Raw genomic sequence first — 21,684 nt, 5'->3', positions numbered from 1 at the left:
GGCGCGCAGCCCCGGCCGCCGGGTTCAGGCCAGTACCCACACCACCGCGAACGGCAGGAACACGAACGGCGCCGCCCGCAGCCAGACGGCGCGGCCGACGGCCGCGTTCCGCGAAAGACCCCTGTTCGCGAGGGCGACCAGGAGCAGGACCACCGCGCCGGACACCGCGGCGAGGCCCATCACCACCGGGCCTTCGTCCAGCGTGTGGTAGTTGCAACTCCCCTGGAAACCGGGGGAGTACGACTCCTCGATGTTCTGGCAGTCCATCGGCAGCCACTCGCTCAGCAGCCACCACGCACACCCCAGTGGCAGCAGCGCGGGCAGCCCGAGCAGCAGGTTCACCAGGACCGGGGTGATCCAGCGGGCGGGGCCGGGTTCACGCTCCACGCGGCGCTCCCGTCGACCCTCGCACCATCAGCTCTCCGCGCACCACGTCGACGCCGCCGTCCGGTTCCGGCTCGCGGCCCATCGCGATGCGGCCCGCCCGTGCGGCCGCCTCCGCCAGGGGGAGGCGGACCGTCGTCAGCGCGGGAACCGCGTCGACGCTGAAGGGGAGGTCGTCGAAGCCCGCCACCGAGACGTCCTCGGGGATGCGCAGGCCCGCCTCCCGCAGCGCGGCGCACGCGCCGAGCGCCACCGTGTCGTTGGCGGCGACCACGGCCGTCAACTCCGGGTCGCGCTTGAGGAGTTCGACCGTCGCCGCGTGGCCCGCCGCGCGGTCGTAGGGGCCGTGCGCCACCAGCCCGTCCGACTCCGTCACGCCCGCGTCGGCCAGCGCCGCGCGGTGGCCCTCCAGGCGGTGCCGTGTCGTCGTACGTTCCTCGGGGCCCGCCACGTAACCGATCCGGCGGTGTCCGAGTGTGAGCAGGTGCTGGGTCAACTCCCTTGCCCCACCCCGGTTGTCGAAGGTCAGCGCCGCCGCGTCCGTCTCCGGCACCGGAGGCCGGCCGCACAGCACGACCCGCGTGCCCGCCTCCGAGAGGCGCCGCAATTTGTTCGCCACCGCCGCGACGTGGGCCTCGTCCTCGATCGCGCCGCCGGTGAGGACGACCGCCGCCGCCCGCTGGCGTTGCAGCAGGGTCAGATAGGTCAGCTCCCGCTCCGGGGAGCCGCCGGTGTTGCAGACCACCGCCAGACGCTCCCCGCCGGCCCGGCCGCCCGGCCCGACGATCTCCGACTGCACCGCGGACGCCATGATCCCGAAGAAGGGGTCGGCGATGTCGTTGACCAGGACCCCGACCAGATCGGAGGTGGCCGCGGCGAGGGCGCTGGCCGGGCCGTTGAGCACGTAGTCCAGTTCGTCCACGGCCTTGAGCACCCGCTCGCGCGTGGTGGCGGCGACCGGATAGTTGCCGTTCAGTACGCGGGAGACGGTGGCGGGGGACACCTGCGCGCGGGCGGCCACGTCCGCCAGGGTCACGGTCATCGAGTCATCCTCCGTCGACGGCCGGGCCCACTCCTGAGTCGGGGAGCCCCGGTCTCGTACCCGCTCTTGTCCGAGCGGCTGTGCAGAGGCTAGCTTCTTTCCAGATAGAAAGCGCTTGCTACACCTGGTGCGGCAGGTGCGATCTCGCGTACGCCCGCGGCCTGGGAACGTACGGCCGGGCACACACAGCAGACGCAGGACGAAGGGACTCACGTGACACGCAAGACGGTGCGCATCGCCATGAACGGTGTGACGGGGCGCATGGGCTACCGCCAGCACCTCGTCCGTTCCCTCCTCGCCCTGCGCGACCAGGGCGGACTCGACCTCGGCGACGGCACGGTGCTGTGGCCCGAGCCGGTCCTCGTCGGCCGCCGCGAGCACGCCCTGCGGGCCCTCGCCGAGCGGCACGGCCTCGGGGAGGAGAACATCTCCACCGATCTCGACGCCGTCCTCGCCGACGACTCGATCGACATCTACTTCGACGCGCAGGTGACCTCCGCCCGCGAGGAGGCGATCAAGAAGGCGATCGCCGCGGGCAAGCACATCTACACCGAGAAGCCGACCGCCACCGGCCTCGACGGCGCCCTGGAACTGGCCCGGCTCGCCAAGGACGCGGGCATCAAGTCCGGCGTCGTCCAGGACAAGATCTTCCTGCCGGGCCTGCTCAAGCTGAAGCGGCTGATCGACGGCGGCTTCTTCGGCAAGATCCTGTCCATCCGCGGCGAGTTCGGCTACTGGGTGTTCGAGGGCGACTGGCAGGAGGCACAGCGCCCGAGCTGGAACTACCGCTCCGAGGACGGCGGCGGCATCGTCGTCGACATGTTCCCGCACTGGGAGTACGTGCTGCACGAGCTGTTCGGCCGGGTCGCCTCCGTGCAGGCGCTGATCACCACGCACATCCCGCAGCGCTGGGACGAGAACGGCAAGCCCTACGACGCAACCGCCGACGACTCCGCGTACGGCATCTTCGAGCTGGACGGCGGCGCCGTCGCCCAGATCAACTCCTCATGGGCCACCCGCGTCAACCGTGACGAGCTCGTCGAGTTCCAGGTCGACGGAACGGAAGGGTCGGCCGTCGCCGGGCTGCGCAACTGCCGTGTGCAGCACCGCAGTTCGACGCCGAAGCCGGTGTGGAACCCGGACCTCCCGGCCGCCTACTCCTTCCGCGACCAGTGGCAGGAAGTGCCCGACAACGCCGAGTTCGACAACGGCTTCAAGGCGCAGTGGGAGCTCTTCCTCAAGCACGTGTACGCCGGCGCGCCCTACCAGTGGGACCTGCTGGCCGGCGCCCGCGGCGTGCAGCTCGCCGAGCTGGGCCTGAAGTCGTCCGCCGAGGGCCGCCGCATCGACGTGCCGGAGATCTCGCTGTGACCATCCGACTCCCCGACACGGGTGGCACGTTGAGGGTCTACGAGCCCCGCGCCACACCGCTCGCCCTCGACACCGGCGCGCCGTTCGCCTCCCGCGTCGTCTTCTCGGCGGCGCACGTCGTCGCCGACCCGTTCGCCGACACGACACCGGACTCCCCGGCCGCCGTCGACTGGGACGCCACCCTCGCCTTCCGCCGCCACCTGTGGTCGCACGGGCTCGGCGTCGCCGAGGCGATGGACACCGCGCAGCGCGGCATGGGCCTGGACTGGGCGGGTGCCGCCGAGCTCATCGAGCGGTCGGCGGCCGAGGCGAAGGCCGTCGGCGGCCGCATCGCATGCGGCGTCGGCACCGACCAGCTCACCTCCCCCGCACCGGACGTGGCGACCGTACGCGCCGCGTACGAGGAGCAGCTCGCGCTCGTGGAGGGGACGGGCGCGCAGGCGATCCTCATGGCGTCCCGCGCACTGGCCGCCGTGGCCAAGGGACCCGAGGACTACCTGGAGATCTACGGGCACCTGCTGCGCCAGGCCACCGAACCGGTCGTCCTGCACTGGCTCGGCCCGATGTTCGACCCGGCCCTGGAGGGCTACTGGGGCTCCGCCGACCTGGACGCCGCCACGGAGACCTTCCTCCAGGTCATCGCCGCCCACCCCGACAAGGTCGACGGCATCAAGGTGTCGCTGCTCGACGCCCTCCGCGAGGTCGAGCTGCGCCGCCGCCTCCCCAAGGGCGTGCGCTGCTACACCGGCGACGACTTCAACTACCCCGAGCTGATCGCGGGCGACGACCACGGCTTCAGCCACGCGCTGCTCGGCATCTTCGACCCGCTGGGGCCGCTCGCCGCGCAGGCGGTACGGGTCCTCGACACCGGTGACGCGAAGGGCTTCCGCGAACTCCTCGACCCCACGGTCGAGTTGTCCCGGCACCTCTTCCAGACGCCGACCCGCTTCTACAAGACCGGCGTCGTCCTCCTGGCCTGGCTCGCCGGACACCAGGACCACTTCGCGATGGTCGGCGGCCTGCAGTCCGCCCGCTCCCTGCCGCACTTCGCGCGTGCCTACGAACTCGCCGACGGGCTCGGCCTGTTCCCGAACCCCGAGCTGGCCGAGGCCCGCATGAAGAACCTGCTCGCCCTGTACGGAGTCACCTCTTGAGCGCCGCCGATCCGCGTTTCTCCATCAACCAGATGACCGTCAAGCAGCTCTCCCTGCCCGAACTGGTCAATGCCTGCCGCGAGTTGGGCGTCCAGTACGTCGGCACCTGGCGCGAGCCGGTCCAGGCGTACGGCGTCGAGGCCGCGGCCAAGCTGCTGAACGACGCGGGACTCGCCGTCTCCACGCACTGCCGCGGCGGCTTCCTCACCGCCGTCGACCCGGCCGACCGCAAGGCCGCGATCGACGACAACAAGCGCGCCGTCGACGAGGCCGCCACCCTCGGCACGGACGTCCTGGTCCTCGTCTCCGGCGGGCTCCCGGCCGGTTCGTACGACCTGGCGGGCGCCCGGGAACGCATCGCCGACGCGCTCGCCGAACTCGCCCCGTACGCCGCGGAGAACGGGGTCAGGCTCGCCATCGAGCCGCTGCACCCGATGTACGCGGCGGACCGCTGCGTCGTCTCGACGCTCACCCAGGCCCTGGACATCGCCGAGCGGTTCCCGGCGCACCAGGTCGGCGTCTGCGTGGACACGTACCACATCTGGTGGGACGACCGGGCGCCCGAGCAGATCGCGCGGGCCGGGGCGCAGGGCCGTATCGCGACGTTCCAGCTCGCGGACTGGACGACACCGCTGCCGGCCGGTGTCCTCAACGGACGCGGCCAGATCGGTGACGGCTCGATCGACATGCGGTACTGGCGCGGCCTGGTGGAGGAGCAGGGCTACTCCGGGCCCATCGAGGTCGAGCTGTTCAACGACGGGCTGTGGGCGCGGGACGGCCGCGAGGTCCTCGCGGAGACGGCGGACCGGTTCGCACGGCACGCCCGCTGAGAATCCCGGAAAGAAAACGCTCCGCCCCGTGCAACCCTTCCGGGGCTCCGCGGGTCTAGCGTGCGTCGGAACTTTCGGAGGGGGATCTGGGGGGATCGAGGAAGTTCTGGCGCAGGAGGGGGTAGGCCCGAGGGGCCCGGTCCACGGACCGGGCCCCTCGTCGGTTCCGGCCGGGTCAGAAGAAGACGCCGCACCGCAGCAGCACGTTCGCGAACGGCCGGGCCTCCCCGGTCCGCACGATCAGACGCGCGCTCCCGGACAGCCCCTTCAGCTCCTCGTGCGGGACGAAGCCGAGGGACGGCACCCGCTCCCGGAGCAGCCCGGCCGCCGACGGGTTGGCGGTGCGCACCTCGTGCGCCGCCGTGCCCGCCTCGATGACCAGCTCGTCCAGCAGCCCGTCCAGGACCTCCGCGAACGACGGCACCCCGGCCCGGAAAGCCAGGTCGACGACGCGCGGACCCGCGGGGATCGGCATCCCCGCGTCGCATATGAGCACCCCGTCCCCGTGCCCCAGCTCGGCTATGGCGCCCGCCAGATGACGGTTGAGGATGCCGGACTTCTTCACAGCGCCGCGACCTCGTCCGCGGTCGGGTACGACGCCTGCGCGCCCTCCTTGGTGACGGCGGCCGCGCCGACCCGGGCCGCGTAGGCCGCGGCGTCCGCGAGGGACTCCCCGGTGCCGAGGCGCCAGGCGAGCGCCGCGGTGAACGCGTCACCGGCGCCCGTCGTGTCCACGGCCTTCACCCTCACCGACGCCACCCGGGACGAGCCCGAGGCGTCCGCGACGAGCGCGCCCTCCGAACCGAGCGTGATGACGACCGAGCGCGGGCCGAGCGCGAGCAGCGCCCGCGCCCAGTCCTCGGGCTCGCCCCCGGTGTCCGCGCCGAGCACCACGCGGGCCTCGTGCTCGTTCACGATGAGCGGGTCGCACACCGCGAGGACCTCGTCCGGCAGCGGCGCGGGCGGCGACGGGTTCAGCACGAGCCGTGTCCCCTCACCCGCACTGCCCACGCTGCGCGCCACCTCCGCGACCGTCTCCAGCGGGATCTCCAGGAGCGTGGACACGACCCGGGCGTTCGCGAACAGCTCGCCGGCCGCCCGTACGTCGTCCGGCGTGAGCCGCCCGTTCGCGCCCGGTGACACCACGATGCTGTTGTCCCCGGACGGGTCGACGGTGATCAGCGCGACGCCGGTCGGCGCCCCGCCGACGAGGACGCCGGACGTGTCGACGCCCGCCGACTCCATCGACTCCCGCAGCAGCGCCCCGTGCCCGTCGTCGCCGACCCGCGCGAGCAGCGCCGTACGGGCACCCAGCTTGGCGGCGGCGACCGCCTGGTTGGCGCCCTTGCCGCCCGGGTGGACGACCAGGTCGGAGCCGAGGACGGTCTCCCCGGCGGCCGGGCGGCGGTCGACGCCCACCACCAGGTCGGCGTTGGCCGACCCGACGACGAGGAGGTCGTACGTGTTCATGCGGTGCCTTTCTTCGTATGTCAGCACAAAGCCTACGAGAGCGTCACTGTCACTTGAAGTCGGCGACGTTCTTCTCCGTCACGACCTTGACCGGCACCTTCACCGCGCTGTCGATCTTCTTGTCCTGCGCCGCCCGGATCGCGTTCCGCACGGCCATCTTTCCGAGCTCGCGCGGCTGCTGGGCGACGGAGGCGTACAGCGTGCCCGCCTGCACCGCCTTGAAGCCGTCCGGCGTGCCGTCGAAGCCGACGACCGAGACCGACTTGCCGGCCTTGGAGCCGAGCGCCTTGACCGCGCCGAGCGCCATCTCGTCGTTCTCGGCGAAGACGCCGTCGATGTCCGGGTGCGACTGGAGCAGGTTCGTCATGACGTCGAGCCCCTTGGTGCGGTCGAAGTCCGCGGGCTGCTTCGCGGCGACCTTGATGCCCGGGTACTTCTTGAGGCCCGCGGCGAAGCCCGCGCCGCGCTCACGGCTGGCGGACGTACCGGCCTGGCCCTGAAGGATCACGATGGTGCCCTTGCCGCCCAGCTTGTCGGCGAGGGTCTTCGCGGCCTGCTTGCCGCCCGCGACGTTGTCGGAGGCGACGAGCGTCGCCACCTTCGCCTTGTTCACACCGCGGTCGGCGGCGACGACGGGGATGCCCGCGTCATTGGCGCTGCGCACGGACGGGCCGACGGCGTCGGAGTCGACGGGGTTCACGATGACGGCGCCGAGGCCCTCGCTGGTGAAGTTCTGCAGCTGGTTGGCCTGCTGCGAGGCGTCGTTCTGCGCGTCGGTGACGGTCAGCTTCACGCCCTGCTTCCTGGCCTCGGCCTGCGCGCCGGCCCGCATCTCGGTGAAGAACGGGTTGTTGAGCGTGGAGACGGCCATGCCCAGCTTGAGGTCCTTCTTGCCGCCCGACGACGAGCCGTTGTTCCACAGCGCGAGGCCGCCGACGATCGCCGCGGCGACCACGGCCGCGATCACGTACTGCATCGCCTGCCTGGGCCCGCCCGAACCGGCACCCGCCGCGGTCGGCGTCGCCCCGGCCTTCCTGCGGACCGTGTCGAGCAGCACCGCGAGGGCGATCACCACGCCGATGACGACCTGCTGCCAGAACGCGGACACGGAGAGGAGGTTGAGGCCGTTGCGCAGCACCGCCAGGATCAGCGCGCCGATGAACGTGCCCGACGCCTTGCCCGTACCACCGGCCAGCGAGGCCCCGCCGATGACGACGGCGGCGATCGCGTCCAGCTCGTACCCCTGCGCGGCCTGCGGCTGAGCGGAGGCGAGACGGGAGGCGAGGACGATGCCCGCGACGGCGGCGAACAGCCCGGACAGACCGTAGATGACGAGCTTCTGCCGCTTGACGCGCAGCCCGGAGAGACGGGCGGCCTCTTCGTTGCCGCCGATCGCGTACATGGAACGCCCGATGAACGTACGGCCCAGGACGACGGCGGTGACCAGACCCACCACGACCATCACGATGACCGGCACGGGCAGCCAGCCGCCCAGCGTGTCACCGAGGTGGGAGACCGAGTCGGGGAAGGGGATCGGGCTGCCCTGCGAGATGACGAGCGAGAGCCCGCGCCCGACCGACAGCATCGCCAGCGTCGCGATGAACGGCGGGAGCTTGCCGTACGAGATGAGGGCGCCGTTGACGAGTCCGCAGGCCACACCGGTGACGACGGCGAGGAGGACGGCTATGACGACCGGCACCCCCTCGCTCGTCGCCGCCCAGGCGAGGACGGTCGCCGACAGGGCCGCGACCGAGCCGACCGACAGGTCGATGCCCGCCGAGACGATGACGAAGGTGACACCGAACGCGAGAATCGCCGTCACGGCCGCCTGCACGCCGACGTTCAGCAGGTTCGTGGTGGTCAGGAAGTCACCGGACAGCAGCGACATGGCGATGACGAGGACGACGAGCGCGGTCAGCGCGCCGTTGTCGAGGAGCAGCCGCAGCAGGCTCCCGCCGGTCGTGGTCGCGCTCTTGCCGTTCTTCTTGCCGAGCGTGTCAGTGTTTGCCGAGGTCACGGGAGCCCTCCTCAAGGGTGTCGGGTGTGTGGCTGGTGCTGACGGCGAGCGCCATCACGGAGTCCTGGGTCGCGTCCTCGGCCGCGAGTTCACCGGCGATGCGGCCCTGCGCCATCACCAGGACGCGGTCGCTCATGCCGAGCACCTCGGGCAGATCGCTGGAGATCATGAGCACGGCGTGCCCGGCGGCGGTCAGCTCGTTGACGAGCTGGTAGATCTCGACCTTCGCGCCGACGTCGATACCGCGCGTCGGCTCATCCAGGATCAGCACCTTGATGTCGGCGAGCAGCCACTTGCCGATGACGACCTTCTGCTGGTTGCCGCCGGACAGGGTGCGCACGTGCTGGCCCAGCCCGGCCATCCGCACGCCGAGTTGACCGGCGATCCGCTCGGCCGCCGCGTACTGCCCCCTGAGGTCGACGAACCCGCCGCGGGTCGCGGTCCGCAGGGTCACGAGCCCGAGGTTCTCGGCCACGGACTGATCGAGCACGAGGCCCTGGCCCTTGCGGTCCTCGGGCACGAGGCCCACGCCCGCGGCCATGGCGGCGTTCACGTCGTGCCGGGGGAGGCGGGCCCCGCCGACCTCGACACTGCCCGCGTCGTACGGGTCGGCCCCGAACACGGCACGGACCACTTCCGTGCGCCCGGCGCCGACGAGCCCGGCGATACCGACGACCTCACCGGCCCTTACCTCGAAACTCACGTCGTGGAAGACGCCGTCCCGGCTCAGCCCCTCGACCTTCAGCAACGCGGCGCCCGTGTCGGGCCGTTCACGCGGATACTGCTGCTCGATCGACCGCCCCACCATCAGGCGTACGAGCTCGTCCTCTGGGGTCGAGGCGGGCACCTGGCCCACACTGCGGCCGTCCCGGATGACGGTGACCCGGTCGCCGAGGGCGGCGATCTCCTCCAGGTGGTGCGTGATGAAGACGATGCCGACACCGTCCTCGCGCAGCGCGCGCACGATGGCGAAGAGCTTCTCCACCTCCTCCGAGGTGAGCACGGCGGTCGGCTCGTCCATGATCAGCACGCGGGCGTCCAGGCTGAGCGCCTTCGCGATCTCGACCATCTGCAGCCGGGCGATGCCGAGTTCACGCACACGCGCGCGTGGCGAGACATTCACGCCCACGCGCGCGAGGAGCGCTGCGGCGTCGGCGTCCATCTTCTTGCGGTCGATGAGACCGAAGCGGCGCGGCTGGCGCCCCAGGAAGATGTTCTCGGCCACGGTCAGATCAGGAACGAGATTGAACTCCTGATAGATCGTGGCGATCCCGAGCCGTTCGGCGTCCTGCGCACCATGGATACGGACCTGCTCGCCGCCGACGGTGACACGGCCCTCGTCGGGCGTGTAGGCACCGGAGAGCATCTTGATCAGCGTGCTCTTGCCGGCCCCGTTCTCACCGAGCAGGACGTGCACCTCGCCCCGGCGCAGATCGAAGTCGACGCTGTCGAGCGCGACGACGCCGGGGAAGGTCTTCCGTATCCCTTCGATACGCAGCAACTCGTCCGGGTTGCTCACCGGTTGCTCCTCTCCATTGAGGTACGCGGTTGTGAAGTACGAGTAGGTGACGGTGAAGTACGCGGCTCGCCGCACGAGTGGCGTACGACGAGGTGGGCGGGGAGCGTCACCGACGCGGGCGGCCGGCCCTCGATGCGGTCCACCAGGGCGCGCACGGCGGCCCGCCCCAGCTCTCCCGTCGGCTGGGCGATCGCCGTGACCGGCGGATCCGTGTGCACGAACCAGGGGATGTCGTCGAACGCGGCGAGCGCGATGTCGTCCGGGACGCGCAGCCCGCGCGCGCGGATCGCGTCCAGCGCGCCGAGGGCCATCAGGTTGTCGGCCGCGAACACGACCTCGGGCGGCTCGGGCAGATCCAGGAACCCGTCCGTCACGCGGCGCCCGCTGCCCGCCTGGAAGTCGCCCTGCCCGATGTAGGCGTCCGGCAGCTCGATCGCGTACGAGGCGAGCGCCTTCCGGAACGCGGCGACGCGCTCGCTGCCCGTCGTGGTGGCCGCCGGGCCCGCGATGATGGCGAGCCTGCGGTGGCCGAGCCGGTGCAGATGCGCGACGAGATCGCGGATGGCGGCCTGCCCGTCGGAGCGCACCACGGGGACGTCGACGCCCGGGATCCACCGGTCGACGAAGACCATCGGGGTGCCGCCCCTGGCCGCGTCCAGCATCAGCGGGGAGCCGCCGTCGGTGGGGGAGACGAGCAGCCCGTCGATCCGCCGGTCGAGCAGGGTCCGTACGTGATGGTCCTGGAGGTCGGGCCGCTCGTCGGCGTTGCCGATGATCACGCTGTAGCCGAGCGCGCGGGCCTCTTCCTCGACCGAGCGGGCCAGCTCGGTGAAGTACGGGTTCAGTACGTCGCTGATGACCAGGCCGAGGGTGCGGGTCTGGTCGGTGCGCAGCGAGCGGGCGACGGCGTTGGGCCGGTAGCCGAGCGCGTCCACGGCGGCCATGACGCGGGTCCGCGCGTCCGGGCTGACGGACGGGTGGCTGTTCAGGACGCGGGAGACCGTGGCGACGGAGACCCCGGCCGCGGCCGCGACATCCTTGATGCTCGCGCTCGACGGCATCACAGGCCACCTCCTCGTGGCTGCGTGGGCTCATGTGTGGCGGGTGCTCCGCACATGGGCGTGGAATCGATTACACGGAGGATTGGAATCGATTACACGGGCTGATGGCAAGAGGGGTTCCGGTTGTCGTGACCGGATCGTGACCAGGGTGGCGTGCGGATCGGGGCGCTGTCGGTGCCGCGTGGCATGGTGGGAATCCGACAGAGGACACGACGGACACGAACTCGCCGATCGGCGAACTCGCCGACACGACGAACACGAACACGAATACGACGGGACTTCGGGACCCGGGACGGAGCAGGACCGTGAACCACGCGCAGCTCACCGCACTCGGCCGGGCCCTGCGCCTGCTCGGAGAACACGGCGACACCCTCACCGGCGACACCTCGGACACCAAGCTCCACGAGGTGCGCGGCGACGTGAAGAGGGCCCTGGAGCTGCTCGACACCACGGTCACCGGCTCGGCGCCCACGACCCGCTGCCCCGAGCACCCGCAGGGCGCGGTCGACGAGTCGGCGCCCGACCTGTGCCTCCTGTGCGAGACGCGCCGCCGGCAGGCGCGCCGCTCGGAGTACGGGGGCGGCCCCGCCCGCCCCCGCGCCGAGGACCAGCCCGTGATGTCGCGCTACGGCACCCGCGAGGACCGCCCCCAGCCCCAGCAGCGCTGGATCCCGGAGATGTGGAACGGACAGGTGTGGCAGCTGTGCGGCACCCCGCGCCACGACCGGCGCGAGGCGGACCTCTACCTGGCGGCCCAGCGCCGCCGCCCCGACGCGGCGATGGCGTACCGGCTGGTGCACGAGTTCACGGACTACGAGGTGGTGCGGGTCTGGGGCACGCCGGTCAAGGTCGCTCCGGAGCCGATGGGCGGGGTGTAGGGCCCCGCCCGGCCCCCGCTCACTTCCTGGACTCGGACTCGGACTCGGACTCGGACTCGGACTCGGCGAGAGTGTGCGCGACGAGCGCGTTGGCGTGCCCGTGCCCCAGCCCGTGCTCGGCCTTGAGCCAGCCGACCAGCTCCATGTGCTTGGTCAGGGGCGATGCGCGGATGAGCCCCTGCCAGTGGGAGACCGGTTGCCCGTACTTCTTCTCGATGGACGGGAAGTAACTGGCGGGCCCTTTGACGCTGGTCATGACGGATTCCTGTCGGCCGGGAGCGGACGCTGTCTCCTGTACGACATGGCTTGGGGACGCAACTCATCGGCGGCGCACGGTGATTCACCTCACGCGGCGGGCGCGAACGTCGGGTCGAGCCGGTCCTGGAAGCCCGGATGGGCTCGCGGGATGTGCGCCTCCGCTGCGACCGACTCGCCCGTGTGCAGATCGAGTTCACCGTCCGGCCCGGTCAGCACGTCGACGTCGCTGACCCCGGGCTCGAACGACCCCGTCGTGGCGGACCCGTACAGCCGGACCCCACCAGCCGGTCACCCACCAGCGGCGCCACGGCGGTCAGCAGTTCGGGCAGCGGCCGCCGCACACCCACCGGAAACCCGGCCGCCGCCCCACTCGTCTCGCTCATCCAAAAACCCTGGAGGCCTTGGCGGGTGCCCGATTGTCGGACCTCCCCGATACCGTCGGATCATGGCGAAGGAGCAGGCGGCGGCCGCGCGGTCGACGGCGGTACTCGAGGGGGTTCTCGAGCGGATCACGTACGCCAACGAGGAGACCGGGTACACGGTCGCGCGGGTGGACACCGGCAGAGGCGCCGGCGATCTGCTGACCGTCGTCGGCTCCCTGCTCGGCGCGCAGGCCGGGGAGTCGCTGAGGATGGAGGGCCGCTGGGGCTCGCACCCCCAGTACGGCAAGCAGTTCACCGTCGAGAACTACACGACGGTGCTGCCCGCCACGATCCAGGGCATCCGCCGCTACCTGGGCTCCGGCCTGGTCAAGGGCATCGGCCCGGTCTTCGCCGACCGCATCACCCAGCACTTCGGCCTGGACACCCTCGACATCATCGAGCTGGAGCCGAAGCGCCTGATCGAGGTGCCGGGCCTCGGCCCCAAGCGCACGAAGAAGATCGCCGACGCCTGGGAGGAGCAGAAGGCGATCAAGGAGGTGATGGTCTTCCTGCAGAGCGTCGGCGTGTCCACCTCCATCGCGGTGCGCATCTACAAGAAGTACGGGGACGCCTCGATCGGCGTCGTGAAGAACCAGCCGTACCGGCTCGCCTCCGACGTGTGGGGCATCGGTTTCCTCACCGCCGACCGCATCGCCCAGTCCGTCGGCATCCCGCACGACAGCCCCGAGCGCGTGAAGGCCGGTCTGCAGTACGCCCTTTCGCAGTCCACCGATCAGGGGCACTGTTTCCTGCCCGAGGAGCGGCTGATCGCCGACGCGGTGAAGCTGCTCCAGGTCGACACCGGCCTGGTCATCGAGTGCCTGGCCGAGCTGGCGCTGCCGGACGAGGACTCCGGCGAGCCCGGAGTCGTACGGGAGCAGGTGCCGGGCGAGCACGGGGAGCCGGTCACCGCGATCTACCTCGTCCCCTTCCACCGGGCCGAACTGTCCCTGGCCGCCCAGCTGTCGAGACTGTTGCGCACGGGGCAGGACCGGATGCCGGCCTTCCGCGACGTGGTCTGGGACAAGGCCCTGGCCTGGCTGGCGGGGCGTACAGGGGCGGAGTTGGCGCCCGAGCAGGAGGAGGCCGTCCGGCTGGCGCTGACGCAGAAGGTCGCGGTGCTCACCGGCGGGCCGGGCTGCGGCAAGTCGTTCACCGTCCGCTCGATCGTGGAGCTGGCCCGCGCGAAGAAGGCGAAGGTGGTGCTCGCCGCGCCGACCGGCCGCGCCGCCAAGCGCCTCGCCGAGCTGACGGGCGCGGACGCGTCCACGGTCCACCGGCTCCTGGAGCTGAAGCCCGGGGGCGACGCCGCGTACGACAAGGACCGGCCGCTGGACGCGGACCTCGTGGTGGTCGACGAGGCGTCCATGCTCGACCTGCTCCTCGCCAACAAGCTGGTGAAGGCGGTGGCGCCCGGTGCCCACCTGCTCTTCGTCGGGGACGTGGACCAGCTGCCGAGCGTCGGCGCGGGGGAGGTGCTGCGCGACATGCTGGCCGACGGCGGCCCCATTCCCGCCGTGCGGCTGACCCGGATCTTCCGGCAGGCCCAGGAGTCCGGTGTCGTGACGAACGCCCACCGGATCAACTCAGGTGTCCCGCCCGTCACTCAGGGGCTCAAGGACTTCTTCCTCTTCGTGGAGGAGGACACGGAGGAGGCCGGCCGGCTGACGGTCGACGTGGCGGCGCGGCGCATCCCCGCCAGGTTCGGCCTCGACCCGCGCCGCGATGTCCAGGTGCTCGCCCCGATGCACCGCGGCCCGGCCGGCGCGGGCACGCTCAACGGGCTGCTCCAGCAGGCGATCACGCCGGGCCGTCCCGAGCTGCCCGAGAAGCGGTTCGGCGGGCGGGTGTTCCGCGTCGGCGACAAGGTCACCCAGATCAGGAACAACTACGAGAAGGGCGCCAACGGCGTCTTCAACGGCACGGTCGGCGTCGTCACGTCCCTCGACGCCGACGAGCAGAAGCTGACCGTACTGACCGACGAGGACGAGGAAGTCCCGTACGACTTCGACGAACTGGACGAGCTGACGCACGCCTACGCCGTCACCATCCACCGCTCGCAGGGCAGCGAGTACCCGTGCGTGGTGATCCCGGTCACCACCGGCGCCTGGATGATGCTCCAGCGGAATCTGCTCTACACGGCGGTGACTCGCGCGAAGAGGCTGGTGGTCCTGGTCGGTTCACGGAAGGCTCTAGGTCAGGCGGTGCGCACGGTTTCGGCGGGCAGACGCTGTACAGCGCTCGATTTCCGTCTTTCCGGTGCGAACCTTCAAAATTTTTGATCGATCAAATTCGTCGCGAAGGTCACACACCACTTCCGGAACCAGGGCGAAGGGGGCAGGATGAGCAGGTTGGCGGCACTCAGTGCCGCCAATAGGCCCAATGGTCGACCCCGAGTGCACTCTGCTGGGCCAAGTGGGGGATGGTAGAGACAGTCAGGGCACCTCGAAGAAGAGGCACTACGTCGGTGAGGGATGACGTGAGCGACAACTCTGTAGTACTGCGGTACGGCGATGGCGAATACACCTACCCGGTGATCGACAGCACCGTCGGCGACAAGGGCTTCGACATCGGGAAGCTCCGGGCCCAGACAGGACTGGTGACCCTCGACAGCGGATACGGCAACACAGCCGCCTATAAATCCGCGATCACCTACCTGGACGGCGAGCAGGGCATCCTGCGCTACCGCGGTTACCCGATCGAGCAGCTGGCCGAGCGTTCCACCTTTACCGAGGTGGCGTACCTGCTGATCAACGGCGAGCTCCCCACCGTCGACGAGCTCTCCACTTTCAAGAACGACATCACGCAGCACACGCTGCTGCACGAGGACGTCAAGCGGTTCTACGACGGGTTCCCGCGCGACGCCCACCCGATGGCCATGCTGTCGTCGGTCGTCTCCGCGCTGTCCACGTTCTACCAGGACAGCCACAACCCCTTCGACGAGCAGCAGCGGAATCTTTCGACGATCCGCCTTCTCGCCAAGCTTCCGACGATCGCGGCCTACGCGTACAAGAAGTCGGTCGGCCACCCGGTCGTCTACCCGCGCAACGATCTCGGCTACGTCGAGAACTTCCTGCGCATGACGTTCTCCGTGCCGGCCGCCGAGTACGACCTGGACCCCACGGTCGTCTCCGCGCTCGACAAGCTGCTGATCCTGCACGCGGACCACGAGCAGAACTGTTCGACGTCCACCGTGCGTCTGGTCGGCTCCTCGCAGGCGAACATGTTCGCCTCGATCTCCGCCGGTATCTCCGCGCTGTGGGGCCCGCTGCACGGCGGCGCCAACCAGTCGGTCCTGGAGATGCTCGAGGGCATCCAGGCCTCCGGCGGCGACGTCGACACCTTCATCCGCAAGGTGAAGAACAAGGAAGACGGCGTGAAGCTCATGGGCTTCGGGCACCGCGTCTACAAGAACTTCGACCCGCGGGCGAAGATCATCAAGGCGGCGGCGCACGACGTCCTCTCGGCGCTCGGCAAGAGCGACGAGCTGCTGGACATCGCGCTGAAGCTGGAGGAGCACGCGCTGGCCGACGACTACTTCGTCGAGCGCAAGCTCTACCCGAACGTCGACTTCTACACGGGTCTGATCTACCGGGCCATGGGCTTCCCGACCGAGATGTTCACGGTGCTCTTCGCGCTGGGCCGTCTCCCGGGCTGGATCGCCCAGTGGCACGAGATGATCAAGGAGCCCGGGTCGCGCATCGGCCGCCCGCGCCAGATCTACACGGGCGTCGTCGAGCGGGACTTCGTCCCGGTCGAGCAGCGCTGACCAGCAGGCCGTAAGTAGCGGAAAGCGCCCCGCTGCCGATCCCCCCACGGGTCGACAGTCGGGGCGCTTTCCTTTTCCCGGTGCGGATTCCCCCCACGGGATCCGGCCGGGCGTCTGTGTCTGCGTCGGCCGCGGTGGCCGCCGGAACACGTACGCACGGGTGGGCCGCTCAAGCTCCCCGGTGCACGTGCCCCGGCCAACGCAGTCGGGTCCGTCCCCCAAGACGGCCCCGCTCGATGCATAAACGCCCCCCAAGACGTTTCTGCATCGCCTCCTTAGACTCACGGGACCGGCAAAGGGTTACGTTCACATCGATGTGATCTGCGTCTCTTGCTTATGTCCCGTGTGTACGCAAGAGGCCCGGTATGTAGAAGTGAATCTCTTGCGTGAGAGTGCTGCAATTGTGCCGTGTGGATTGTGTGGAGGTCCAGCTCTGGCTAGGTGAATCTGCGAAGTCGCAGACTGTTTGTGACCACGAAGACCGATGAGAAGGCCATCGCGGCCCCCGCGATCATCGGATTCAGCAGTCCGGCGGCGGCCAGCGGCAGCGCGGCGACGTTGTAACCGAAGGCCCAGCAGAGGTTGCCCTTGATCGTGGCGAGGGTGCGGCGGGAAAGCCGGATCGCGTCCGCCGCGACCCGCAGGTCGCCGCGGACCAGCGTCAGATCGCCCGCCTCGATCGCCGCGTCCGTGCCGGTCCCCATCGCCAGACCCAGGTCGGCGGTGGCGAGCGCGGCCGCGTCGTTGACCCCGTCGCCGACCATCGCGACGCCCCGCCCCTCGGCCCGCAGCCGCCGGATCACGTCGACCTTCTCCGCCGGCAGGACCTCCGCGATCACGTCGCCGGGGGCGATGCCCACCGCCCGCGCGACGGACGCCGCCGCGGCCCGGTTGTCACCGGTCAGCAGGATCGGGGTGAGCCCGAGCGCGCGCAGCTCGGCGACGGCCGGGGCGCTGGTCTCCTTGACGGTGTCGGCGACGGCCAGGACTCCGCGTGCCACCCCGTCCCAGGCGACCGTGACGGCCGTGCCGCCCTCCGCCTCTGCGGCCTGCCGGGCCGCCGTCACAGCGGGCGGCGGCTCGATCCCGGCGTCCACGAGCAGCCGCTCGCGTCCCACGAGGACGGCATGGCCCTCCACGGTGCCGCGCACGCCGAGCCCGGGAACGCTCTCGAAGGCCTCGACCGGCGGGAGTTCGCCCGCGCGGTCGGCGGCGCCCGACGCGACGGCACGGGCCACCGGGTGTTCGGAGGCGTGCTCCACGGCGCCGGCCAGGCGCAGCAGCTCCTTCTCGTCGATTCCCTCGACCGGCTGCGCGGTGAGCAGGGTCATCCGCCCCGTCGTCACGGTCCCCGTCTTGTCGAGGACGATCGTGTCGACCGCCCGCGTCGCCTCCAGCACCTCGGGGCCCTTGATGAGGATGCCGAGCTGGGCGCCGCGGCCGGTGCCGACCATGAGCGCGGTCGGCGTGGCCAGACCGAGCGCGCACGGACAGGCGATGATCAGCACGGCGACGGCCGAGCCGAACGCGGCGGTCGGGTCGCCGCCGGCGAGGAGGCGCACGAGCAGCGTGCCGAGGGCGAGGGCGACCACGACCGGCACGAAGACGGCCGAGACCCGGTCGGCCAGGCGCTGCACCTGCGCCTTGCCGGTCTGGGCGTCCTCGACGAGCCGCGCCATGCGCGCGAGTTGTGTATCGGCGCCGACCCGCGTGGCCTCGACGACGAGCCGGCCGCCGGCGTTGACGGTCGCGCCGGTGACGGCGTCCCCGACGGTCACGTCCACGGGGACCGACTCGCCGGTCAGGACGGAGGCGTCGACGGCGCTCGCGCCCTCGACGACCGTGCCGTCCGTGGCGATCTTCTCCCCGGGCCGTACGACGAAACGGTCGCCCGGAGCCAGCCGGTCCGCCGGGACGCGCACCTCGGTGCCGTCGGCGGCCAGCAGGGCGACGTCCTTCGCGCCGAGTTCGAGCAGCGCTCTGAGGGCGGCGCCCGCGCTGCGTCTGGCGCGGGCTTCCAGGTAGCGGCCGACGAGGATGAACGTGACGACGCCCGAGGCCACTTCCAGGTAGATGGTGGAGGAGGCGTCGGCCCGCTCGGTGACGAACGTGAACCCGTGCCGAATCCCCGGCATCCCGGCGTGGCCGAGGAACAGCGCCCACAGGGACCAGCCGAACGCGGCGAGCGTGCCCAGGGAGACGAGCGTGTCCATGGTGGCGGCGCCGTGGCGGACGTTGGTCCACGCGGAGCGGTGGAACGGGAGGCCGCCCCAGACCACGACCGGCGCCGCCAGGGTCAGCGAGAGCCACTGCCAGTTGTCGAACTGCAGGGCGGGAATCATGGCCAGCGCGATCACGGGGGCCGTGAGCAGCGCGGAGATCTTCAGGCGCTGGCCGATGGGGGTGCCTGTGCCGCTCTCCGTAGCGGTGGCAGTGGCGGTGTCTGTGCCGCCTGCCGGCTCGTCGTGACCGGTCGCGCCGTTCCCCACGCCCTTCACGGGGCTCGGCTCGGCCTTGACGACCGGTTCGGCGGTGTAGCCCAGCTTGGTGATCGTGTCGATCAGGATGTCCGGGCCGAGCCCGGCGGCGTAGGAGACCTTCGCCTTCTCCGTGGCCAGGTTGACCGTCGCGGTCACGCCCTCGAGGCGGTTGAGCTTCTTCTCGATGCGGGCGGAGCAGGCGGCGCAGGTCATGCCGCCGATGGCGAGGTCGATGGTGAGGCCGGTGTCGGGGGCGGTGTCGGTGGGAGGTGCGTCCGTCATGGTGGTGTCGAGGGTACGGCGGCCGGGCCGGGCCGCGGCGGGCCCGGCCCGGGATGCCGTCGGGCCTCGGAGGCCTCAGGCCCTGCCGACGAGCTCGTACCCGGCCTCGTCGACGGCGGCGCGCACGGCCTCTTCGTCGAGCGGGGTCGCGGAGACCACGGTGACCTGTCCCGAGGCGGCGTCCGCCTGGATGGAGCAGATGCCGTCGAGCTCGGAGAGCTCGGCGGTGACCGCGCCCTCGCAGTGGCCGCAGCTCATGCCCTTGACCTGGTAGACCACGGTGACTGCATCCTCGGCGGTCTCGGCGGCCGCGGCGTCGCTGTGGCAGGCGCCGCCGCAGCAGGAACCGGAGGACGCGTCGGCCGCGGGGGATCCGGGGGCCTCGGTGCCGATCTGGTGGAGCTCGGTCTGGGCGCTCATAACGTTCTCCTCGGTGGATGGCAGGGTGCGGGGCCGGGTACCCCCGGGATCTCCTGACACAGCCGACGCTATACCCCTACGGGGTATTTTTCCAAGACGGATCACGGCGGGCGAGCGAGCGGGCCCAGGCGAGTCCGAGCAGCGACACCAGAACCAGGCCGCCGACGGAGAAGAGCGTGAAGAGGTGCTTCTGGGAGTCGGTGGGCTCGGGGATGTACCCCTCCGCGAACAGCGCCCGGTCGAGGCCGGTGGCGGTCATCCGCGCCACCAGCCAGATCGCGATGCCGTGCATCGAGTCCCACAGGGCGTGCAGCAGGGCGACACCGAGGTACGTGAGGACCACCGGCCCCGCGAAGCGGTAGTGCCCGTTCGGCTTGCGGAAGGAGAGGAGCACCGCGCCGGAGATCGCCGTCCACAGCCCGTGGCCGAACGGGGCGAGCAGACCGCGCAGCACCTCCGTCTCCAGCAGGGAGCGCAGGTCGATGCCCTTCATGGTGACCGCCGCGTTGAACGCGTAGCCCGCGCTCTCGAACGCCGCGAAGCCGAAGCCGACGGTGGCGCCCAGGATCAGTCCGGCGCGCAGCCCGTGGATGCGGGGATGGCGGTGCAGTACGTACATGAGGGCGAGGAGCTTCACCGCCTCCTCGATCAGGCCGACGCCGACGAACATCCAGACCGAGGGGTGCAGCAGGTAGTACTCCATCACCGAGGCGCCCAGCACACCGAGGACGCCGCCGACCAGGAAGCAGCCCAGGATCAGGTTCACCCCCAGGCCACGGCCGTGCCGCTCGTACGCCCAGAGGACGAAGACCGCCGGCACGAGGAAGCTGCCGAGCATGATCAGCGTGGGGAGCAGGGTGGTGTTCTTCGTGGCGTACGTGACCAGCGCCGTCAGCACCCAGAGGGCCAGGCCGCTCCAGAGGCAGCGCTTCCAGAGACCGGCGCGGATCTGCGGTCCCGGCGGCGGGGGCTGCTGGGGGATGTGGGCACGGGGTGCCCCGGGGGGCTGGGGGTGCGTCACGGCGATTCCCTCCGACTTCCCTCGAACAGACAAGAGTCATGGCCGATTTGCCGGAAGTTTATGGTAAGCACCCGCTATGTCGCAGGCTGGAACGCTCATTCTGATCATGACCATCGCGGTCCTGGCACCGCTCCTCGCCTATGGGACGGGACGGTGGCTGCCGGTACCGCTGGTCATCTTCGAGATCCTGCTGGGCATCGTCGTCGGACCCGACGTGCTCGGCTGGGCGCGGCAGGGGGAGGTCATCGACGTCCTCTCCCAACTGGGGCTCTCGATGCTGATCTTCCTCGCCGGATACGAGATCGAGTTCGACAGGATTCGCGGCGACACCCTCAAACGGTCCGCCCGGGCCTGGCTGATCTCGCTCGCCGTCGGCCTCGCGCTCGCGTGCGCGCTCAGCGGATGGTCGTACGCGAAAGGCGTCTACATCGGAACGGCTCTCACCAGCACCGCCCTCGGGACCGTCCTCCCGGTGCTGCGCGACGCGGGCGACCTGCACTCGCGGTTCGGCTCCGTGATGCTGGCGATCGGCGCGGTGGGGGAGTTCGGGCCGATCATCGCCATGGCCCTGCTGCTCAGCGGGCGCTCACCCGCCGAGTCGGCCGCGCTCCTCGGCGTCTTCGCGGCGATCACCGCGGGCGCCGTGCTCTGGGCGATGCGGCCGCGCCCGCCGTGGTTCTCCCGCGTCATCGCCAAGACCCTGCACAGCAGCGGCCAGTTCGCGGTGCGGCTCGTCGTCCTGCTGCTCGCGCTCATGCTGGGCGCGTCACAGGCACTGGGCGTGGACGTACTGCTCGGCGCGTTCGCCGCGGGGATGGTCGTCCGGCTCGTGCTGCACGGGGCCGCGCCCGACAGTGCGCACGAGATCGTCGCGAAGGTGGAGGCGATGGGGTTCGGGTTCCTGGTGCCGATCTTCTTCGTGGTCACCGGGATCGAGTTCGACCTGAAGGCGCTGCTCGGCGGCGGCCGGGCGCTGCTGCTGCTCCCGGTGTTCCTGGCGCTGTTCCTGCTGGTGCGCGGAGCGCCCGTGTACGCGCTCGCACCGCGCGACCTGGGCGTACGCGACCGGCGCGCGCTGACGCTCTTCGCGTCGACCGCGCTGCCGCTGGTCGTCGCGATCACCACGATCGGCGTGGACGACGGGGTGCTGCCCACCGACACGGCTGCGTCGCTCGTAGGGGCGGCGATGGTGTCCGTGCTGGTGTTCCCGCTCATCGGCCTGAAGCTGCGCGCGGGCGCGGGGGGACCGGCCCTGCCGCGGGGCCCGAGGCAGGGCACGGAGTCCTGGTGACAGGGCGGCTCACGG

19 protein-coding genes are annotated in these 21,684 nt (G+C 70.9%); 7 read left to right on the top strand and 12 right to left on the bottom strand.

From position 1 onward, the window contains the following. Positions 1–24: 24 nt before the first annotated feature. The gene (locus AB0J02_RS09925; protein WP_363193095.1) at positions 25–387 is read right to left on the bottom strand and encodes a hypothetical protein; all 363 of its coding nucleotides are present in this window, start codon (positions 385–387) and stop codon (positions 25–27) included. Then, positions 377–1,426: a LacI family DNA-binding transcriptional regulator gene (locus AB0J02_RS09920; RefSeq protein ID WP_363193094.1), complete on the bottom strand. Its 1,050-nt coding sequence runs from the start codon at positions 1,424–1,426 to the stop codon at positions 377–379. Before AB0J02_RS09920 ends, AB0J02_RS09925 begins: the two co-directional genes overlap by 11 nt. A gap of 213 nt (positions 1,427–1,639) precedes the next feature. Between AB0J02_RS09920 and AB0J02_RS09915 the strand changes: the two genes are divergently transcribed. From AB0J02_RS09915 to AB0J02_RS09905, 3 genes are read left to right on the top strand one after another with little or no spacing between them, the layout of a single operon-like run. Then, positions 1,640–2,797 (top strand): Gfo/Idh/MocA family oxidoreductase, encoded by a 1,158-nt coding sequence (locus AB0J02_RS09915; RefSeq protein WP_363193093.1) that lies wholly within the window; start codon positions 1,640–1,642, stop codon positions 2,795–2,797. Then, entirely contained in the window at positions 2,794–3,951 is a 1,158-nt protein-coding gene (locus AB0J02_RS09910; protein WP_363193092.1) for a dihydrodipicolinate synthase family protein, read from the top strand. Before AB0J02_RS09915 ends, AB0J02_RS09910 begins: the two co-directional genes overlap by 4 nt. Before the next feature lie 32 nt (positions 3,952–3,983). Beyond that, positions 3,984–4,781, top strand: a complete 798-nt coding sequence (locus tag AB0J02_RS09905) for a sugar phosphate isomerase/epimerase family protein (RefSeq protein ID WP_363193425.1) — start codon at positions 3,984–3,986, stop codon at positions 4,779–4,781. Between the two features lie 175 nt (positions 4,782–4,956). Here the strand turns inward: AB0J02_RS09905 and rbsD are convergent, their stop codons facing one another. The 5 genes from rbsD to AB0J02_RS09880 are packed head-to-tail and all read right to left on the bottom strand — an operon-like array spanning position 4,957 to position 10,848. Continuing rightward, positions 4,957–5,346, bottom strand: coding sequence for a D-ribose pyranase (gene rbsD / locus AB0J02_RS09900; protein WP_363193091.1), 390 nt, complete (start codon positions 5,344–5,346; stop codon positions 4,957–4,959). After that, positions 5,343–6,251: a ribokinase gene (locus AB0J02_RS09895; RefSeq protein ID WP_363193090.1), complete on the bottom strand. Its 909-nt coding sequence runs from the start codon at positions 6,249–6,251 to the stop codon at positions 5,343–5,345. Before AB0J02_RS09895 ends, rbsD begins: the two co-directional genes overlap by 4 nt. A gap of 49 nt (positions 6,252–6,300) precedes the next feature. Next, positions 6,301–8,199, bottom strand: coding sequence for a substrate-binding domain-containing protein (locus AB0J02_RS09890; RefSeq protein WP_363193424.1), 1,899 nt, complete (start codon positions 8,197–8,199; stop codon positions 6,301–6,303). Positions 8,200–8,248: 49 nt separating this feature from the next. Continuing rightward, positions 8,249–9,787 (bottom strand): sugar ABC transporter ATP-binding protein, encoded by a 1,539-nt coding sequence (locus tag AB0J02_RS09885; protein ID WP_363193089.1) that lies wholly within the window; start codon positions 9,785–9,787, stop codon positions 8,249–8,251. Then, a complete protein-coding gene (locus AB0J02_RS09880) occupies positions 9,784–10,848 on the bottom strand; it encodes a LacI family DNA-binding transcriptional regulator (RefSeq protein WP_363193088.1) in 1,065 nt (354 codons plus the stop codon). The genes AB0J02_RS09885 and AB0J02_RS09880 overlap by 4 nt, the downstream gene beginning before the upstream one ends. 305 nt (positions 10,849–11,153) lie before the next feature. Between AB0J02_RS09880 and AB0J02_RS09875 the strand changes: the two genes are divergently transcribed. Further along, positions 11,154–11,726, top strand: coding sequence for a hypothetical protein (locus AB0J02_RS09875; RefSeq protein WP_363193087.1), 573 nt, complete (start codon positions 11,154–11,156; stop codon positions 11,724–11,726). A gap of 19 nt (positions 11,727–11,745) precedes the next feature. Here the strand turns inward: AB0J02_RS09875 and AB0J02_RS09870 are convergent, their stop codons facing one another. Together AB0J02_RS09870 and AB0J02_RS09865 are read right to left on the bottom strand one after the other, a co-directional pair. Continuing rightward, a complete protein-coding gene (locus AB0J02_RS09870; RefSeq protein ID WP_363193086.1) occupies positions 11,746–11,982 on the bottom strand; it encodes a DUF4287 domain-containing protein in 237 nt (78 codons plus the stop codon). 89 nt (positions 11,983–12,071) lie between these two features. Then, on the bottom strand, positions 12,072–12,200 hold the full coding sequence (locus AB0J02_RS09865) for a hypothetical protein (protein WP_363193085.1): 129 nt from the start codon (positions 12,198–12,200) through the stop codon (positions 12,072–12,074). A 229-nt stretch (positions 12,201–12,429) separates the two neighbouring features. Here AB0J02_RS09865 and AB0J02_RS09860 point away from each other — a divergent pair, with 229 nt between their 5' ends. Continuing rightward, a complete protein-coding gene (locus tag AB0J02_RS09860) occupies positions 12,430–14,688 on the top strand; it encodes an ATP-dependent RecD-like DNA helicase (protein ID WP_363193084.1) in 2,259 nt (752 codons plus the stop codon). Positions 14,689–14,885: 197 nt separating this feature from the next. Then, positions 14,886–16,175: a citrate synthase gene (locus tag AB0J02_RS09855; RefSeq protein ID WP_338696674.1), complete on the top strand. Its 1,290-nt coding sequence runs from the start codon at positions 14,886–14,888 to the stop codon at positions 16,173–16,175. 437 nt (positions 16,176–16,612) lie between these two features. Here AB0J02_RS09855 and AB0J02_RS09850 read toward each other — a convergent pair whose 3' ends face one another. From AB0J02_RS09850 to AB0J02_RS09840, 3 genes are all read right to left on the bottom strand, one after another. Continuing rightward, a complete protein-coding gene (locus tag AB0J02_RS09850) occupies positions 16,613–18,937 on the bottom strand; it encodes a heavy metal translocating P-type ATPase (RefSeq protein ID WP_363193083.1) in 2,325 nt (774 codons plus the stop codon). Positions 18,938–19,012: 75 nt separating this feature from the next. Continuing rightward, complete coding sequence (locus tag AB0J02_RS09845; protein WP_363193082.1) at positions 19,013–19,357, bottom strand: heavy-metal-associated domain-containing protein; 345 nt, start codon at positions 19,355–19,357, stop codon at positions 19,013–19,015. Between the two features lie 76 nt (positions 19,358–19,433). Further along, a complete protein-coding gene (locus AB0J02_RS09840; RefSeq protein ID WP_363193081.1) occupies positions 19,434–20,378 on the bottom strand; it encodes a PrsW family intramembrane metalloprotease in 945 nt (314 codons plus the stop codon). Between the two features lie 76 nt (positions 20,379–20,454). On the opposite strand from AB0J02_RS09840, the gene AB0J02_RS09835 reads away from it, so the two are divergent. After that, positions 20,455–21,669: a cation:proton antiporter gene (locus AB0J02_RS09835; RefSeq protein ID WP_363193080.1), complete on the top strand. Its 1,215-nt coding sequence runs from the start codon at positions 20,455–20,457 to the stop codon at positions 21,667–21,669. The last annotated feature ends 15 nt before the right edge of the window (positions 21,670–21,684 follow it).

It is taken from the genome of Streptomyces sp. NPDC050264 (genome assembly GCF_040655895.1).
Taxonomy (GTDB): domain Bacteria; phylum Actinomycetota; class Actinomycetes; order Streptomycetales; family Streptomycetaceae; genus Streptomyces.
The sequence above is the reverse complement of the archived record's forward strand: the minus strand, read 5'-3'. Positions and strand labels throughout refer to the sequence as shown.

What these genes read in the sequence shown, in the direction of transcription:
- AB0J02_RS09850 (WP_363193083.1), bottom strand. Translation starts at nt 18,937, where the DNA reads ATGACGGACGCACCTCCCACCGACACCGCCCCCGACACCGGCCTCACC.
- AB0J02_RS09880 (WP_363193088.1), bottom strand. Translation starts at nt 10,848, where the DNA reads ATGCCGTCGAGCGCGAGCATCAAGGATGTCGCGGCCGCGGCCGGGGTC.
- AB0J02_RS09835 (WP_363193080.1), top strand. Translation starts at nt 20,455, where the DNA reads ATGTCGCAGGCTGGAACGCTCATTCTGATCATGACCATCGCGGTCCTG.
- AB0J02_RS09895 (WP_363193090.1), bottom strand. Translation starts at nt 6,251, where the DNA reads ATGAACACGTACGACCTCCTCGTCGTCGGGTCGGCCAACGCCGACCTG.
- AB0J02_RS09860 (WP_363193084.1), top strand. Translation starts at nt 12,430, where the DNA reads ATGGCGAAGGAGCAGGCGGCGGCCGCGCGGTCGACGGCGGTACTCGAG.
- AB0J02_RS09920 (WP_363193094.1), bottom strand. Translation starts at nt 1,426, where the DNA reads ATGACCGTGACCCTGGCGGACGTGGCCGCCCGCGCGCAGGTGTCCCCC.
- AB0J02_RS09905 (WP_363193425.1), top strand. Translation starts at nt 3,984, where the DNA reads ATGACCGTCAAGCAGCTCTCCCTGCCCGAACTGGTCAATGCCTGCCGC.
- AB0J02_RS09870 (WP_363193086.1), bottom strand. Translation starts at nt 11,982, where the DNA reads ATGACCAGCGTCAAAGGGCCCGCCAGTTACTTCCCGTCCATCGAGAAG.
- AB0J02_RS09845 (WP_363193082.1), bottom strand. Translation starts at nt 19,357, where the DNA reads ATGAGCGCCCAGACCGAGCTCCACCAGATCGGCACCGAGGCCCCCGGA.